Raw genomic sequence first — 15,719 nt, forward strand, 5'->3', positions numbered from 1 at the left:
GGTGGAACGCCGCGGTCAGCGCGAAACATGACCTGCGTGCAACTCCAGAAACCCTCAGCCTCGCCTGCTTTGTGCAAGTGCATTGATGGACGGCGGCAGTTCGCCAGCCGTCACATCGAAGTAGACGCTCCCTGCGAGCTTCTACGTACGGCATTGATGAACGCGCGGATCTTCGCATGATCCTTGATGCCCTTGCTCGCTTCTACCCCGCCGCTGACATCGACCGCGTACGGTTTGACCCGGGCCACAGCGTCGGCGACGTTTTCCGGGGTGAGGCCACCGGCCAGGATCAGCGGCTTGCTCAAAGCTTGCGGAATCAAAGACCAGTCGAACGCCTCGCCGGTTCCGCCCGGCACGCCTTCGACATAAGTGTCGAGCAGCACGCCACTGGCACTCGGATAGGCATCGACGGCAGCCGCGATGTCATCGCCAGCCTTGACCCGCAATGCCTTGATGTACGGACGATGCCAACCTTCGCACTGTTCAGCGGTCTCGTCGCCATGGAACTGCAACAAATCCAGCGGCACGGCATCGAGGATTTCCCCCAACTCGCAGCGGCTGGCATTGACGAACAGGCCCACCGTCGTCACGAACGGCGGCAAGGCCTGGATGATCGCCCTTGCCTGCTGCACGCTCACTGCACGCGGGCTCTTGGCGTAGAACACGAACCCGATCGCATCCGCCCCGGCCTCGACCGCTGCCAACGCATCTTCTATGCGGGTAATCCCGCAGATCTTGCTGCGAACGGCTGACATATCGAGAAAAACTCCGCGTCAAATTCGGGAAAGTCCCGGATGGTAACAAATGCGTTCGAGGGCGTCAGCCGTCAAGTTCCGAGAAACCCGTAAGGAAATGTGGCCCGATAAAACGCTCGGGCAACGGAAATTCGTCGTGATACTCGACCTGCACCAGGTACAGCCCGTACGGATGCGCTGTCACACCACCGGAACGGCGCTCGCGGCTTTCCAGCACTTCCTTCATCCACTCGACAGGCCGCTCGCCGGCACCGATGGTCATCAGCACACCGGCAATGTTGCGCACCATGTGGTGCAAAAAGGCGTTGGCGCGAATATCGAGAACGATCATCTTGCCGTGGCGAGTCACGCGCAGATGATGCATCTTCTTGATCGGCGACTTGGCCTGGCACTGACCAGCACGGAACGCACTGAAATCGTGAGTGCCGATCAGGTATTGCGCCGCTTCAGCCATGCGCTCAACGTCGAGTGGGCGGTGGTTCCAGGTGATTTCTTCGTTGAGATGCGCCGGACGAATCTGATCGTTGTAGATGACATAGCGATAACGCCGGGCGATGGCTTTGAACCGCGCATGGAAATGCGCCGGCATCACCCGCGCCCAGCTGACACTGATGTCGTGGGGCAGGTTGATATTGGCGCCCATCACCCAGGCTTTCAGCGAACGATCGACTGGCGTGTCGAAATGCACCACTTGTCCGCAAGCATGCACCCCGGCATCGGTACGCCCGGCGCACTGCAGCGAAATCGGCGAATTGGCGACTTTCGACAAGGCTTTTTCGAGTTCTTCCTGCACCGTGGCCACGCCGGTCAACTGACGCTGCCAGCCGCTGTAGCGCGAGCCTTTGTACTCGACACCCAGTGCCACACGGTAAAAGCCTTCGGGTGCCATTTCGGCGACCGGGTTATCTATGTTTGCCAAGGTGGGACAGCCTGCTGATGTGCAAAGGCGGGCATTATAAGGCTGTGGACCGGGGATGCCAGTCAGTTCTGTGTTGACGGATCCGACCTCTTCGCGAGCAAGCCCGCTCCCACAGGTAGAGCACATTTCAAATGTGGGAGCGGGCTTGCTCGCGAAAGCGCCATTCCAGGCGCTGCAGAATCCAGCCCAAAAAAAACGGCAGCCTCGATGGGCTGCCGTTTTTATTTACCGCTGGCTCATGCCAGGTGCGAAAGCATTTCCTTGGCTTCGCCACGCTGCTTTTCGTCACCCTCGGTCAACACTTCGTTGAGGATGTCGCGTGCGCCGTCGCTGTCGCCCATATCGATGTAAGCCTGGGCCAGATCGAGTTTGGTCGCGGCTTCATCGGTGCCGGCGAGGAAGTCGAAATCGTCCTCGCCCAGATCATCGCCCATGGCCGCATCGGCTTCGGTGAAGGTCGGCTCGGCGATGCTCTGCGACAGGCGATCCAGCTCGGCGTTGACGTCATTCAGTTCCGCTGCGAATGCGTCAGGCTCGGCCGCCGGGTTGCTGTCCATTTCATCAGCCAGCGACAGATCGAAATCCGCCGGCAGCTCCAGATCGTCCTGTGGCACTTCGTTGGCGACCACAGGCTCGGCCGGCGACAGATCTTTCACGCCTTCGTCCAGATCCAGCAAGAAGTCATCATCCGCCAGATCCGCCGCCGGGGCTGGCGCAGGCTCGGCACCCAGATCCAGATCGAGGTCGAAGTCCGACAGGTCGTCGAGATTCTCTTTGATCTCGGTCTGCTGTTGCAGCACCGATTCAAAGCTCAGATCGTCGTCGGCCGGGAACTCGTCCAGCTCCACCGGAGCTTCAGGCTCAACAACAGGTGCAGGCTCAACCGGAGTAATGTTGTCGAGATCGTCCAGGCTCAGGTCGAACGCGCTGTCCAGGTCGTCTGCCGCAGGAGCAGGCTCAGGTGCAGGCACCTCTGGCTCGTCGAGCAGCAGCTCCTTGACGTATTGCGCATCGAGTTCGGCGGCGGCTGCCGCTGCAGCCAGACCCGCGACAGCGACGACCGCCATGGCCGGGAAGCGTTTTTTCAGCTCTTCGACCTTGGCGAAGTTATCACCGTTGGCCACCAACTGACGCTCCTGACCCACGAACGCATCGCGATCACCCTGCTGACCGTAGACTTCCATCAGTTTCAGACGCAGATCACTGCGTTGCGGCTCGAGGCTGACGCCCTCTTCCAGCAACGCTGCGGCCTGATTCAGGCGACCGGCATTGATGTGCGACTGAGCCTTGTCCAGCACGTCATCGGAACGCTCGGCGGACGGTGCGACCAATGGCGCGGCAATCGGCTCAGCCATCACCACCGGAGCCACTACCGCAGCAGGCGCTGGCGCAGGTGCCGGGGTGTTGAGCTTGACGCTGGCAGCAGGTGTTTCCAGGCCTTCGAAGCTGCTTTCCGGCAGATCCTGCTCGGTGGAGAACTCTTGCTCTTCCGCCAGAGCGCGAGCCATGCGCAGGTGTTTCTCGGCTTCCTGCTGGGCTTTGCGGCGACGGGCCAGCAGCAACAGCAGAAGCAGCAACACCACCGCACCGCCACCGATCAGACCCAGCAGGATCGGATTGGTCAGCAGTTCATTGAAGGTTTTATCCTCGTCAACAACCGGTTTCGGCGCGACCACCGGCGTTTCAGCAGGCGTGTCGACCGGTGGCGCAATCGCCGATTCAGGTGTTGGCGCCGCTTCTGCCGGGGTGGCTGGAGGGGTTGCAGCCAGTTCGGCGGTGATCGCCGGTACGGCAGCAGTGGCGGCTGGCGCAGCGCCCGGGCCTTCGGCCTGCATCTTCGCCAGTTGATTGTTCTTCAGCTCGATCAGGCGTTGCAGCTTGTCCAGCTGACTTTGCAGATCGGCCATGCGGCTTTTCAGTTCCTCGTTGTCACGACGGGTCGTGTCGAGGCTTTCCTGAGTCACCGCCAGCTTGTTGCTCAACGCCTTGGCATCGCCGGCCGGGCCTTTGCCACGCCCTTTGGCGTTTTCGGCAGAGACCAGACTCAGGTTGTCCTTGGCATTCTGGCCGGCGCCGACATTGCTGCGACCACGCTTGGTGGCATCGAGCTGCTGCTGGCCGGTACCCGGCTTGGCCACATAGCGACGACCCTGACGCCAGGCTTCGTTCTGCGCGGCGACTTCGGCAATCGCTTTCGATTGCGGCAGCGCGGTGCTTTCCACCGAGTCCGGCAGGCGCAGCACCTGACCGGTTTTCAGCCGGTTGATGTTGCCGTCGATGAACGCATCCGGGTTGAGCGCCTGAATCGCCAGCATGGTCTGCTGCACCGAACCGCCGGTGCGCGCCTTCGCGGCGATTTCCCACAGGGTATCGCGCGGCGTGGTGGTGTATTGATTCGGGTGAGTCGCGCCGGTGGTCGGTGCGGTGATGGTCTGCGACGGCGCCGGTTGCGCGGCGGCATCAGCGGTCTGCGGCGAGAACTTCGACGGATCCAGCAGCACGCTGTAATCGCGCAGCAGACGGCCGTTGGGCCACATCACCTGCACGAGGAATTTCACCATCGGTTCCGACAGCGGCTTGCTCGAAGTCACGCGCAGCACGCTTTTGCCGCTGGCGTTGAGCACCGGGGTGAACGTCAGGTCGTTGAGGAAGGCCTGGCGATCGACGCCGGCCTTGGCGAAATCTTCGGGTGAAGCCAGGCTCGGCACCACTTCGGCAGCAGTGAGATCCTTGACGTCGAGCAGCTCGATCTCGGCCACCAGCGGCTGGTTCAGGGTCGACTTCAGGGTCAGCTCCCCGAGCCCGAGGGCATGCGCCATACCGGAGGACAGCGCCGAGGCGGCCGCTATTGCTAACACCAGTTTGCGAACTTGAACCATAGCCTCATCCTTTGTTTGAACGTTCCTCGGCCAGCGAGAAGATGTTGATTGCCGCTGCCGTAAGGCATTGCGCGCGACGACGACAGACTGCCGCGCGCGATCATTTCTTTGATGCCCCGGAAAGTCCCGGAGGGTGACACGTTATCAAGTGCTCCGGGCAAGCATAGCGCTCACCTAGAATCAGTCGACAAATTGTTGCCAAGTATCTTTTACAGCAGGTCTTTTATCAACAATTCAGCGACCTGCACAGCATTCAGGGCCGCGCCTTTGCGTACGTTATCTGACGTCAGCCACAGATTAAGTTCCGCCGGGTCGTCGACACCGCTGCGCACCCGACCGACATAGACAACGTCCTGCCCCACCGCGTCACCCACCGCAGTCGGATAATCGCCGGCCTCAACCAGCTCGATGCCGGGCGCATCCTCAAGCGCAGCGTTGACCTTTGCCAGGTCGACCGCGCTCGCTGACTGCAAGGTCACGCTATAGCTATCGCCAAAAAACACCGGGGCTTGAACGCAAGTGGCGGAAATCTTTAATAAAGGCTGCTTCAGCACCTGACGCAACTCGCGCACCAGCCGTTTTTCCAGCAGCGTGTGGCCTTGAGCGTCGGGCGTGCCGACCTGGGCCAACAGGTTGAAGGCCATCTGCCGATCAAAGAAAGTCGGCTCCAGCGGACGCATGTTCAGCAACTCAGCGGTCTGCCGCGCCAGCTCGGTCACAGCTTCGCGACCTTGGGCGGATACGGCCAGATTGGCGGTGACGTTGACGTATTGCAGTTCGAGCAAATCGAGCAGCGGCGCCAGCACCACGGCCAGCGTCGTCGCCGAAGGGCTTGGGCTGCTGACCTGGAACGGTGCTTTCAGACCGGCAATGACCTCGGCGTTGGCCTCCGGCACCACTTGCGGCGCCTGCTCGGCCGGCAATGCGCCGGACAGATCGATCAGCGAGCAACCGGCCGCGTGGGCACGCGCCGCGTAACTCAGGGAAACGGCAGCGCCAGCGGCGAAGAACACCAGTTTGACCTTGCTGAAATCGAACTCGTCGACTTCACGCACGCGCACGTTCTTGTTGCGAAACAGCACCGAACTGCCGGCGGATTCGCTGCTGGCCAGGAGGTGCAGGTTGCCGACCGGGAAGTCGCGTTCTTCGAGAATCTGTACGAGGGTTTCGCCGACAGTACCGGTGGCGCCGACGACGGCAATATCAAGGGTCTGGGTCATGGTTCTACCTCTGGCGAAACGGGGGGAGCGGCACTTTACCGGGTGACTGCCATGCAGGCAATTTCTGCGGGACTTGCAGTGTTTGTTCTGACCTCTTCGCGAGCAAGCCCGCTCCCACAGGGGGAACGCATTTCAAGGGTGGGAGCGGGCTTGCTCGCGAAGGCGCCAGACCTGACACCGGGAACCCTCAGGCATAAAAAAACCCGCACCTCTCACAAGGCGCGGGTTCTTTCATTGCATCAAGCGATCAACGCTCCAGCAGGATCCGCAGCATGCGACGCAGCGGTTCGGCCGCGCCCCACAGCAGTTGGTCGCCGACGGTGAAGGCACCGACGAATTGCGAGCCCATGTTCAGCTTGCGCAGACGACCCACCGGTACGTTCAGGGTGCCGGTGACCTTGGTCGGGCTCAGCTCCTGCATGCTGATGTCGCGGTTGTTCGGCACCAGTTTGACCCAAGGGTTGTGCTGGCTGATCAGCCCTTCGATATCAGCGATCGGCACGTCTTTGTTCAGCTTGATGGTCAGCGCCTGGCTGTGGCAACGCATGGCGCCGATGCGCACGCAGATGCCGTCGACCGGGATCGGGCTCTTGAAGCGGCCGAGGATCTTGTTGGTCTCGGCCTGGGCCTTCCACTCTTCGCGGCTCTGGCCGTTCGGCAGTTCCTTGTCGATCCACGGAATCAGGCTGCCGGCCAGCGGTACGCCGAAGTTTTCGGTCGGGTACGCGTCGCTGCGCATGGCCTCGGCCACGCGACGGTCGATGTCGAGGATCGCGCTGGCCGGGTCGGCCAGTTGATCGGCGACAGCGGCGTGAGTCGCCCCCATCTGCTTGATCAGTTCACGCATGTTCTGCGCGCCGGCACCGGAGGCCGCCTGATAAGTCATGGCGCTCATCCACTCGACCAGACCGGCCTCGAACAGACCACCCAGGCCCATCAGCATCAGGCTGACGGTGCAGTTGCCGCCGATGTAGTTCTTGGTGCCCGCGTCCAGTTGCTGGTCGATGACCTTGCGGTTGACCGGGTCGAGAATGATGACGGCGTCATCGTTCATGCGCAGGCTGGAAGCCGCGTCGATCCAGTAACCCTGCCAGCCGGCTTCGCGCAGCTTCGGGAACACTTCGCTGGTGTAGTCGCCGCCCTGGCAGGTCAGAATCACGTCGAGGGTTTTCAGCTCTTCAATGCTGTAAGCGTCCTTGAGCGGAGCAATGTCCTTGCCCACGGACGGGCCTTGGCCACCGACATTGGAAGTGGTGAAAAACACCGGCTCGATAAGATCGAAATCCTGCTCTTCCAGCATCCGCTGCATGAGCACGGAACCGACCATGCCGCGCCAACCGATCAGACCTACACGTTTCATCGCAACTACACCTTCTTGAAAAGTGGGCCGCTGCTTTGTATTGAATTTCGCAGCGGGCCCGAGAGATTACAGATTCCGCAGCGCGGCGACTACTGCGTCACCCATTTCCTGCGTTCCGACTTTGGTGCAACCGGCCGAATAGATGTCACCGGTACGCAAGCCTTGATCCAGCACCACGCTGACGGCCTTCTCGATGGCATCGGCCGCATCGTGCAGATTGAAGCTGTAACGCAGCATCATCGACACCGACAGAATGGTCGCCAACGGGTTGGCAATGCCTTTACCGGCGATGTCCGGCGCCGAACCGTGGCACGGCTCGTACATGCCCTTGTTGTTCGAATCCAGCGAAGCCGACGGCAGCATGCCGATGGAGCCGGTGAGCATCGAGGCTTCGTCGGACAGGATGTCGCCGAACATGTTGTCGGTGACGATCACGTCGAACTGCTTCGGTGCGCGCACCAGTTGCATGGCGGCGTTGTCGACGTACATGTGGCTCAGTTCGACTTCAGGGTAATCCTTGGCGACCTGCTCGACCACTTCACGCCACAGTTGGCTGGACGCCAGCACGTTGGCCTTGTCCACCGAGCACAGCTTCTTGCCGCGAACCATGGCCATGTCGAAACCGACGCGGGCGATACGGCGGATTTCGCTTTCGCTGTACGGCAGGGTGTCGTAAGACTGACGCTCGCCGTTGTCCAGGGTGCGGGTGCCGCGTGGCGCGCCGAAGTAGATGCCGCCGGTCAGTTCACGGACGATCAGAATGTCCAGACCGGCAACGATTTCCGGCTTCAGGCTCGAAGCGTCGGCCAGTTGCGGGTAGAGGATCGCCGGACGCAGGTTGCCGAACAGGCCCAGCTGCGCACGGATTTTCAGCAGACCGCGCTCAGGGCGGATGTCACGCTCGATGGTGTCCCATTTCGGGCCGCCCACGGCGCCCAACAGGACTGCATCGGCAGCACGGGCACGCTCGAGGGTTTCGTCGGCCAACGGCACGCCATGCTTGTCGATGGCGGCGCCACCGATCACGTCATGGCTCAGCTCGAAGCCCAGGTTGTACTTGTCGTTGGCCAGCTCCAGCACCTTGACCGCTTCGGCCATGATTTCCGGACCAATACCGTCACCTGGGAGAATCAGAATCTGCTTGCTCATGCTTTCCTCGTGTCTTCAATCGGTGCGCCACTCAGGGCGCGCCCGGAAAAATTCTTAGCGCTCAGCCATCAATACGATTACATCTGTACTGAACGAGCCGTCGGCATCAATCTCAAAATATTCTCGTACTTCGTTGCCCATCGACTGCTGCAACTGGCGGATCGCGGCGCGCATCACCTCGGGCGTGCGCATGCGCTCGACCCAACTGCGGTACTCCAGACGCAGGCGCTGACGACTGGTGCTGCGGGTATGCAGCCCGGCCTCGCTGACATGACGCAACCACTCAGCGGCGGAATAATCGCGCACATGGCTGGTGTCGCGCAGCACTTCGACGCTTTGCAGGTAAGTGTCAAACAACGGACTGCCCGGTGACAACACGTCGATGAACGCTGCCACACCACCCGGTTTCAGCACCCGGCGCACCTCTCGCAGGGCCACCCCGAGGTCGCTCCAATGGTGCGCCGAATAACGGCTGAACACGTAATCGAATTCGCCATCGGCAAACGGCAGGCGCTCGGCAGCGCCGTTGACCGTGGAGATATTGGCAAAACCGCGATCAACGGCCGCAGCGGCCACCACGTCGAGCATTTGCTGCGACAGGTCGTAGGCCACCACTTCCTTGACCAGTGGCGCCACATGAAAACTCACATGACCGGCGCCGCAACCCAGGTCCAGCACCCGGGCGTCGCCCTGCCCGACCAGTTCAGCCTGTAGCAGCGCGAATTCGGTGCCTTGAGCGTGAACAGCGCTGCTCAGGTAGGCGGCGGCCTGTTCACCGAATTGCTTTTGTACAACCTGACTGTGCTGGGCGGTGCTGGTCATAGTCATTTCCTGGCATTTGTGTTGTTTGAGCTGCCGCCTTCGCGAGCAAGCCCGCTCCCACATTTGAAATGCATTCCCCTGTGGGAGCGGGCTTGCTCGCGAAGAGGCCAGCCCTGACTACATCAATCTCGAATCAATCATGCGTCGCGAAACAACCACGGCTGGCTCACACGATGCTTGGCTTCAAACGCCGCAATCGCATCGCCGTCCTGCAAGGTCAAACCGATATCGTCCAGACCATTGAGCAGACAATGCTTGCGGAACGCGTCGATCTCGAAGCGGTACACCTTGCCGTTCGGGCTGGTCACGGTCTGTTCGTGCAGATCGATCTGCAATTGATAGCCCGGCTCGGCCTCAACCTGCTTGAACAATTCATCGACTTCAGCGTCGCTCAAGATGATCGGCAGCAAGCCATTCTTGAAGCTGTTGTTGAAGAAGATGTCGGCGTAGCTCGGCGCGATGATGCTGCGGAAACCGTATTCTTCCAGCGCCCACGGCGCGTGTTCACGGCTGGAGCCGCAACCGAAGTTCTCGCGGGCCAGCAACACGCTGGCACCTTGATAACGCTCGGCGTTGAGCACGAAGTCCTTGTTCAACGGACGCTTGGAGTTGTCCTGATACGGCTGGCCGACATCCAGGTAACGCCACTCATCGAACAGGTTCGGGCCGAAACCGGTGCGCTTGATCGACTTCAAGAACTGCTTGGGAATGATCTGGTCGGTGTCGACGTTGGCACGATCCAGAGGCGCGACAAGACCAGTGTGCTGGGTAAAAGCTTTCATGCTGCGCTTCCTTTTAGATCAATTCACGAACGTCGATGAAACGACCGTTTACCGCCGCCGCAGCGGCCATGGCCGGGCTCACGAGGTGGGTACGACCACCGGCGCCCTGACGGCCTTCGAAGTTACGGTTGGAGGTCGAAGCGCAATGCTCGCCGGACTCCAAACGGTCCGGGTTCATCGCCAGACACATCGAGCAACCCGGCTCACGCCATTCGAAACCGGCTTCGAGGAAGATCTTGTCGAGACCTTCGGCTTCCGCCTGCGCCTTCACCAGACCCGAGCCCGGTACGACGATTGCCTGCTTGATCGTCGAAGCGACTTTGCGACCCTTGGCGATCACGGCCGCAGCGCGCAAGTCTTCGATGCGCGAGTTGGTGCAGGAGCCGATGAACACGCGATCCAGCTGAATGTCGGTGATCGCCTGATTGGCGGTCAAACCCATGTATTTTAAGGCGCGGACGATCGAATCGCGCTTGACCAGATCCGTCTCTTTGGCCGGATCCGGCACGTTCTGATCAACGGCCAACACCATTTCAGGCGAAGTGCCCCAGCTGACTTGCGGCTTGATCTGCGCAGCGTCGAGTTCAACTACGGTGTCGAACTTGGCGTCGGCGTCGGAGACCAGGTCTTTCCAGGCTTCAACCGCCTGATCCCACTGCGCGCCTTTCGGCGCGAACGGACGGCCCTTGACGTATTCGACAGTCTTTTCGTCCGCAGCCACCAGGCCCACACGGGCGCCGGCTTCGATGGACATGTTGCAGATGGTCATGCGGCCTTCGACGGACAGGTCGCGGATCGCGCTGCCGGCGAATTCGATGGCATGGCCGTTACCGCCGGCGGTGCCGATCTTGCCGATCACCGCGAGGACGATGTCCTTGGCCGTCACGCCGAACGGCAACTGGCCTTCGACGCGCACCAGCATGTTCTTCATTTTCTTCGCGACCAGGCACTGGGTGGCGAGCACGTGCTCGACCTCGGAAGTGCCGATCCCGTGTGCCAAGGCACCGAACGCGCCGTGGGTCGAGGTGTGCGAGTCGCCGCAGACTACGGTCATGCCCGGCAAGGTTGCGCCCTGCTCCGGGCTGATCACGTGGACGATGCCTTGGCGGATGTCGTTCATCTTGAACTCGACAATGCCGTACTCATCACAGTTGTCATCAAGGGTCTGCACCTGCAAACGCGAGACCTGGTCGGCAATCGCGGCGATGCCGCCCTTGCGCTCCGGTGTGGTCGGTACGTTGTGGTCCGGGGTCGCGATGTTGGCATCGATGCGCCAAGGCTTGCGCCCGGCCAGACGCAGGCCTTCGAAGGCTTGCGGCGAGGTCACTTCGTGGATGATGTGACGATCGATATAGATCAGCGCCGAGCCATCGTCGCGCTGTTTGACCAAATGCGAATCCCAGAGCTTGTCGTAGAGCGTTTTGCCGGCCATCAGACGGTTCCTCATCAGCTTGTTTCTATGCCCTGGGCTTATCAATAACCCTTTGGCTTGTGAGGCCGATCCTATGGGGTTACATTAAATAACTCAAATTCATATTTTTTATGCTTTGGATAACTAACTGGAATACGAACCATGGATCTGGCCAACCTCAATGCTTTTATCGCCATCGCCGAGACCGGCAGCTTCTCCGGCGCCGGGGAACGCCTGCATCTGACGCAACCGGCGATCAGCAAACGCATCGCCGGACTGGAGCAACAATTGAAGGTGCGGCTGTTCGACCGACTCGGTCGTGAAGTCGGCCTGACCGAGGCCGGCCGCGCCCTGTTGCCCCGGGCTTATCAGATTCTCAACGTGCTGGACGACACCCGCCGCGCCCTGACCAACCTGACCGGCGAAGTCAGCGGTCGGCTGACCCTGGCCACCAGTCACCACATCGGCCTGCACCGTTTGCCGCCGCTATTGAGGGAATTCACCCGCCGCTACCCACAAGTGGCGCTGGATATTCAGTTTCTCGATTCGGAAGTGGCCTACGAGGAAATTCTCCATGGCCGCGCTGAACTGGCAGTCATCACCCTGGCGCCAGAGCCACACACGCTGGTCAAAGCCACGCCGGTGTGGGACGACCCGCTGGATTTCGTGGTGGCGCCGGAGCATTCGCTGATCAGCAACGGCGCGGTGAGTCTGGCGGACATTGCCGGTCATCCGGCCGTTTTTCCCGGAGGCAACACCTTTACTCATCACATTGTCCAACGCTTGTTCGAAGCCCAAGGGCTGACGCCGAACATCGCCATGAGCACCAACTACCTGGAAACCATCAAGATGATGGTCTCCATTGGTCTGGCCTGGAGTGTTCTGCCCCGCACCATGCTTGATGAACAGGTGGCGCGCATACCTTTGCCGGGCATACAGCTCAGTCGCCAGCTAGGCTATATCGTGCACACCGAACGGACGCTGTCGAATGCGGCAAGGGCTTTCATGGCCTTGCTGGATGCGCAAATCGATCTGCCAGGGACTCCCGGCTAACTTGTGCTACTCCTATAGAGCCGCTGTCCCTGTGCCTAACGCCACCATCAGCTCAAGGCCCGTTAACAATGCCGAAATCTGTTGACCGAATTCCGCCGATGCCGCGTATTCAGGCCATTGATCCGCGACGTTCCGAGCAGAGCTGGGAGAGTGCGCCGCAATTGCTCGCCGCGCTCAACGGCGCCCGGCTCGGTGCCTGGTATTGGGACATCGAGCGCGGGCAGATCAGCTGGTCACGGGGTACCCAGGCGCTGTTCGGCTTCGATCCACGTCAACCGTTGCCCCAGGACCTGGAATATCTCGACCTGCTGCCGCCCGAAGACCGGGCGAAAACCGTGCGCGCCTTCCACGCGGTGATCGCCGGCGCCCCGCTGGAACAGGCGATGCACCACCGCATCCGCTGGCCCGACGGCAGCCTGCATTGGCTGGAAATCAGCGGCAGCCTGCTGCCGGACAAACACGGCCGGCCCCGAATGATCGGGGTGATTCGCGAAATCACCCACCAGCGCCAGCGCGAACAGGCTCTGAGCAGCTCGGAGAAACGTTTCGCCACACTTTTTCACCTGTGCCCGAACATGGTGCTGCTGACGCGCCAGGAAGACGGCCTGATCACTGAAGCCAACCAGTATTTCGAAAGCCTGTTCGGCTGGCCGGTCCAGGACGCCATCGGTCGCACCACACTGGAACTGGGCCTGTGGGTGCACCCCGAACAACGCGCAGAGCTGGTGAAAAAGACCAAGGCCAAAGGTGAATTGATCAGCATGGAGGTGCAGTTCCGCGCGAGCAACGGGCAGATCCATGACGGTATCCTCAGTGCGCAAAAGGTCGAACTCGAAGGCCAGCCGTATCTGCTCAGCACGTTTCTCGACACCACCGAACGCAAAGCCGCCGAACACGCCTTGAAAGACAGTCAAGAACGCCTTGATCTGGCGCTGGACTCGGCGCAACTCGGCACCTGGGACTGGCACATTCCCAGCGGCATGCTCTACGGCTCGGCGCGGGCCGCGCAATTGCACGGGCTGGAGCCGATCCCGTTTCACGAATCATTCGAGGAGTTCTTCGAAGGCGTGCCCGGTGAGGAGCGCGACAGCATGCGCGACGCCTACCGCAGCCTGCGCGAAGGCCCGGCCGGCAACTATCAACTGACCTATCGCGTGCAACTGGCGGATGGCAGCTCACGTTATCTGGAAAGCCGCGCCCGCCTCTACCGCGACGAAAATGGCGCGCCACTGCGTATGGCCGGGACCTTGCTGGACATCACCGATCAGGTCGAGCGCGAGCAACGTCTGGTCGCCTCCGAAGAGAAATTTGCCACGCTGTTCCAGGTCAGCCCCGACCCGATCTGCGTCACCCGCCAGGACAGCGGCGAGTTCATCGAGATCAACAATAGCTTCACCCAGACCTTCGGCTGGAGCGCCGCCGACGTGATCGGGCGCACCGCCGAGGACATCGGCCTGTGGGACGCCTCGGCGAAAAGCCTGCAACGTATCGAGCGGGTAATCCGCGAACAGGGCCTGAGCAATGTCGCAATCATCGTCCAGCACAAGGACGGCCAGTCGCTGACGTGCGTGATTTCCAGCCGGCAGATCAGCGTCGGCAATCAGCCGTGCATCGTCACCACCCTGCGCGACATCACCCAACAACAGCGCTCCGAGGCCGCACTCAAGGCCAGCGAAGAGAAATTCGCCAAGGCGTTTCACTCCAGCCCCGACGCGATCACCATCACCGAACGTGACACCGGGCGCTATCTGGAGGTCAACGACGGTTTCTGCCGCCTCACCGGTTATCGTGCCGAAGAAGTGGTGGGCAAAACCGTGTACCAGATCGGCATCTGGGCCGAAGAGAAACAACGCTCGGCTCTGCTCGCCGAACTGCAGATCAAGGGCCGCGTTCATCATCAGGAGATGCTCGGGCGCAACAAGCGCGGTGAGTTGCTGACCGTTGAAGTGTCGATCGAACCGATCACCCTCAACGAAACGGCGTGCCTGCTGCTGACGGCGCGAGATGTCAGCCTGCTGAAAAACGCCGAAGCGCAGATCCGCCATCTGGCCTATCACGATCCGCTGACCAATCTGCCCAACCGCGCCTTGCTGATGGATCGCCTGAGCCAGCAGATCGCCCTGCTCAAGCGCCACAACCTGCGCGGTGCGCTGCTGTTCCTCGACCTCGATCACTTCAAGCACATCAACGACTCGCTGGGTCATCCGGTCGGCGATACGGTGCTGAAAATCATCACCGCGCGGCTTGAAGCCAGCGTGCGCATGGAGGACACGGTGGCGCGTCTCGGCGGCGATGAATTCGTGGTGCTGCTCAGTGGCCTCGAAGGCACGCGCAACGAGGTCAGTGCACAAGTGCGGGAACTGGCCGACACCATTCGCGAACTGCTCTCGGAGCCGATGTTCCTCGACGGCCAGCGCCTGCAAGTGACACCGAGCATCGGCGTGGCACTGATTCCCGATCACGGCTCGACCCCGACCGACCTGCTCAAACGCGCCGACATTGCGCTGTACCGGGCCAAGGATTCCGGGCGCAACACCACGCAGATGTACCACAACACCATGCAGAAGGCGGCCAGCGAGCGGCTGCGCATGGAGACTGACTTACGTCTGGCGTTGTCGCGCGGTGAATTCAACGTGCACTACCAGCCGCAGGTCGATGCGCGGGACAACCGCATCATTGGCGCCGAGGCGCTGGTGCGCTGGAATCACCCGGAACTCGGCGCGCAATCGCCCACTGAATTCATCAAGGTGCTGGAAGACAGCGGGCTGATTCTGGAGGTCGGTACCTGGATCCTCGATGAGGCCTGTGAGGCGTTCAAACAATTGATCGCGCTGAAACTGGTCGACCCGCTCAACTTCAGCCTGTGCGTAAACATCAGCCCACGGCAGTTCCGCCAGAACGACTTCGTCGAACGCATCGAACACAGCATGAGCAGCCACGGCCTGCCCTGCTCGCTGCTGAAACTGGAGATCACCGAAGGCATCGTCATCCAGAACCTGGAGGACACCATCAGCAAGATGCGCCGCCTGAAAAAACTCGGTGTGAGCTTCGCCATGGACGATTTCGGCACCGGCTATTCATCGCTGACCTACCTCAAGCGCCTGCCGGTGGACACCCTGAAAATCGACCAGTCGTTCATCCGCGACGCAACCACCGACCCCAACGACGCCGAGATCATCCGCGCCATCGTCGCCATGGCCCGCAGCCTGGAACTGGAGGTGATTGCCGAAGGCGTGGAGACGCCGGAGCAACTGGCGTTCCTTCAGGGGCTGGGCTGCCATTTGTATCAGGGCTATCTGCACAGTCGGCCGGTGGCGTTGGAGGCGTTGAAAAAGATGCTGTCGTGAGGCGGGCAGTTTGCAACAGATC

General features: G+C 61.1%; 11 protein-coding genes. 2 read left to right on the forward strand and 9 right to left on the reverse strand.

Annotated features, from left to right (window positions below):
* Positions 1–110 precede the first annotated feature (110 nt).
* The 9 genes from M0808_RS24215 to leuC form a co-directional block, all read right to left on the reverse strand.
* Positions 111–755: a phosphoribosylanthranilate isomerase gene (locus M0808_RS24215; RefSeq protein ID WP_139055550.1), complete on the reverse strand. Its 645-nt coding sequence runs from the start codon at positions 753–755 to the stop codon at positions 111–113.
* A gap of 64 nt (positions 756–819) precedes the next feature.
* Complete coding sequence (truA, locus tag M0808_RS24220) at positions 820–1,644, reverse strand: tRNA pseudouridine(38-40) synthase TruA (RefSeq protein ID WP_177439981.1); 825 nt, start codon at positions 1,642–1,644, stop codon at positions 820–822.
* Between the two features lie 266 nt (positions 1,645–1,910).
* Positions 1,911–4,553, reverse strand: a complete 2,643-nt coding sequence (locus M0808_RS24225; protein ID WP_247842661.1) for a FimV/HubP family polar landmark protein — start codon at positions 4,551–4,553, stop codon at positions 1,911–1,913.
* A 209-nt stretch (positions 4,554–4,762) separates the two neighbouring features.
* Positions 4,763–5,773 (reverse strand): aspartate-semialdehyde dehydrogenase, encoded by a 1,011-nt coding sequence (locus M0808_RS24230; RefSeq protein WP_027611531.1) that lies wholly within the window; start codon positions 5,771–5,773, stop codon positions 4,763–4,765.
* A 247-nt stretch (positions 5,774–6,020) separates the two neighbouring features.
* Positions 6,021–7,133: an aspartate-semialdehyde dehydrogenase gene (gene asd / locus M0808_RS24235; protein ID WP_003226428.1), complete on the reverse strand. Its 1,113-nt coding sequence runs from the start codon at positions 7,131–7,133 to the stop codon at positions 6,021–6,023.
* A 66-nt stretch (positions 7,134–7,199) separates the two neighbouring features.
* Positions 7,200–8,282 (reverse strand): 3-isopropylmalate dehydrogenase, encoded by a 1,083-nt coding sequence (gene leuB / locus M0808_RS24240; RefSeq protein WP_247842662.1) that lies wholly within the window; start codon positions 8,280–8,282, stop codon positions 7,200–7,202.
* 54 nt (positions 8,283–8,336) lie between these two features.
* On the reverse strand, positions 8,337–9,104 hold the full coding sequence (locus M0808_RS24245; RefSeq protein ID WP_247842663.1) for a methyltransferase domain-containing protein: 768 nt from the start codon (positions 9,102–9,104) through the stop codon (positions 8,337–8,339).
* A 137-nt stretch (positions 9,105–9,241) separates the two neighbouring features.
* Complete coding sequence (gene leuD / locus M0808_RS24250) at positions 9,242–9,886, reverse strand: 3-isopropylmalate dehydratase small subunit (RefSeq protein ID WP_098964653.1); 645 nt, start codon at positions 9,884–9,886, stop codon at positions 9,242–9,244.
* Positions 9,887–9,899: 13 nt separating this feature from the next.
* Positions 9,900–11,318, reverse strand: a complete 1,419-nt coding sequence (gene leuC / locus M0808_RS24255) for a 3-isopropylmalate dehydratase large subunit (RefSeq protein ID WP_247842664.1) — start codon at positions 11,316–11,318, stop codon at positions 9,900–9,902.
* Between the two features lie 141 nt (positions 11,319–11,459).
* On the opposite strand from leuC, the gene M0808_RS24260 reads away from it, so the two are divergent.
* The gene (locus M0808_RS24260; protein ID WP_007969232.1) at positions 11,460–12,350 is read left to right on the forward strand and encodes a LysR family transcriptional regulator; all 891 of its coding nucleotides are present in this window, start codon (positions 11,460–11,462) and stop codon (positions 12,348–12,350) included.
* A gap of 68 nt (positions 12,351–12,418) precedes the next feature.
* The gene (locus M0808_RS24265; RefSeq protein ID WP_247842665.1) at positions 12,419–15,697 is read left to right on the forward strand and encodes a PAS domain S-box protein; all 3,279 of its coding nucleotides are present in this window, start codon (positions 12,419–12,421) and stop codon (positions 15,695–15,697) included.
* Positions 15,698–15,719 lie beyond the last annotated feature (22 nt).

Origin of the sequence: Pseudomonas sp. MWU12-3103b (assembly GCF_023100615.1) — a bacterium.
Lineage (GTDB): Bacteria > Pseudomonadota > Gammaproteobacteria > Pseudomonadales > Pseudomonadaceae > Aquipseudomonas > Aquipseudomonas putida_A.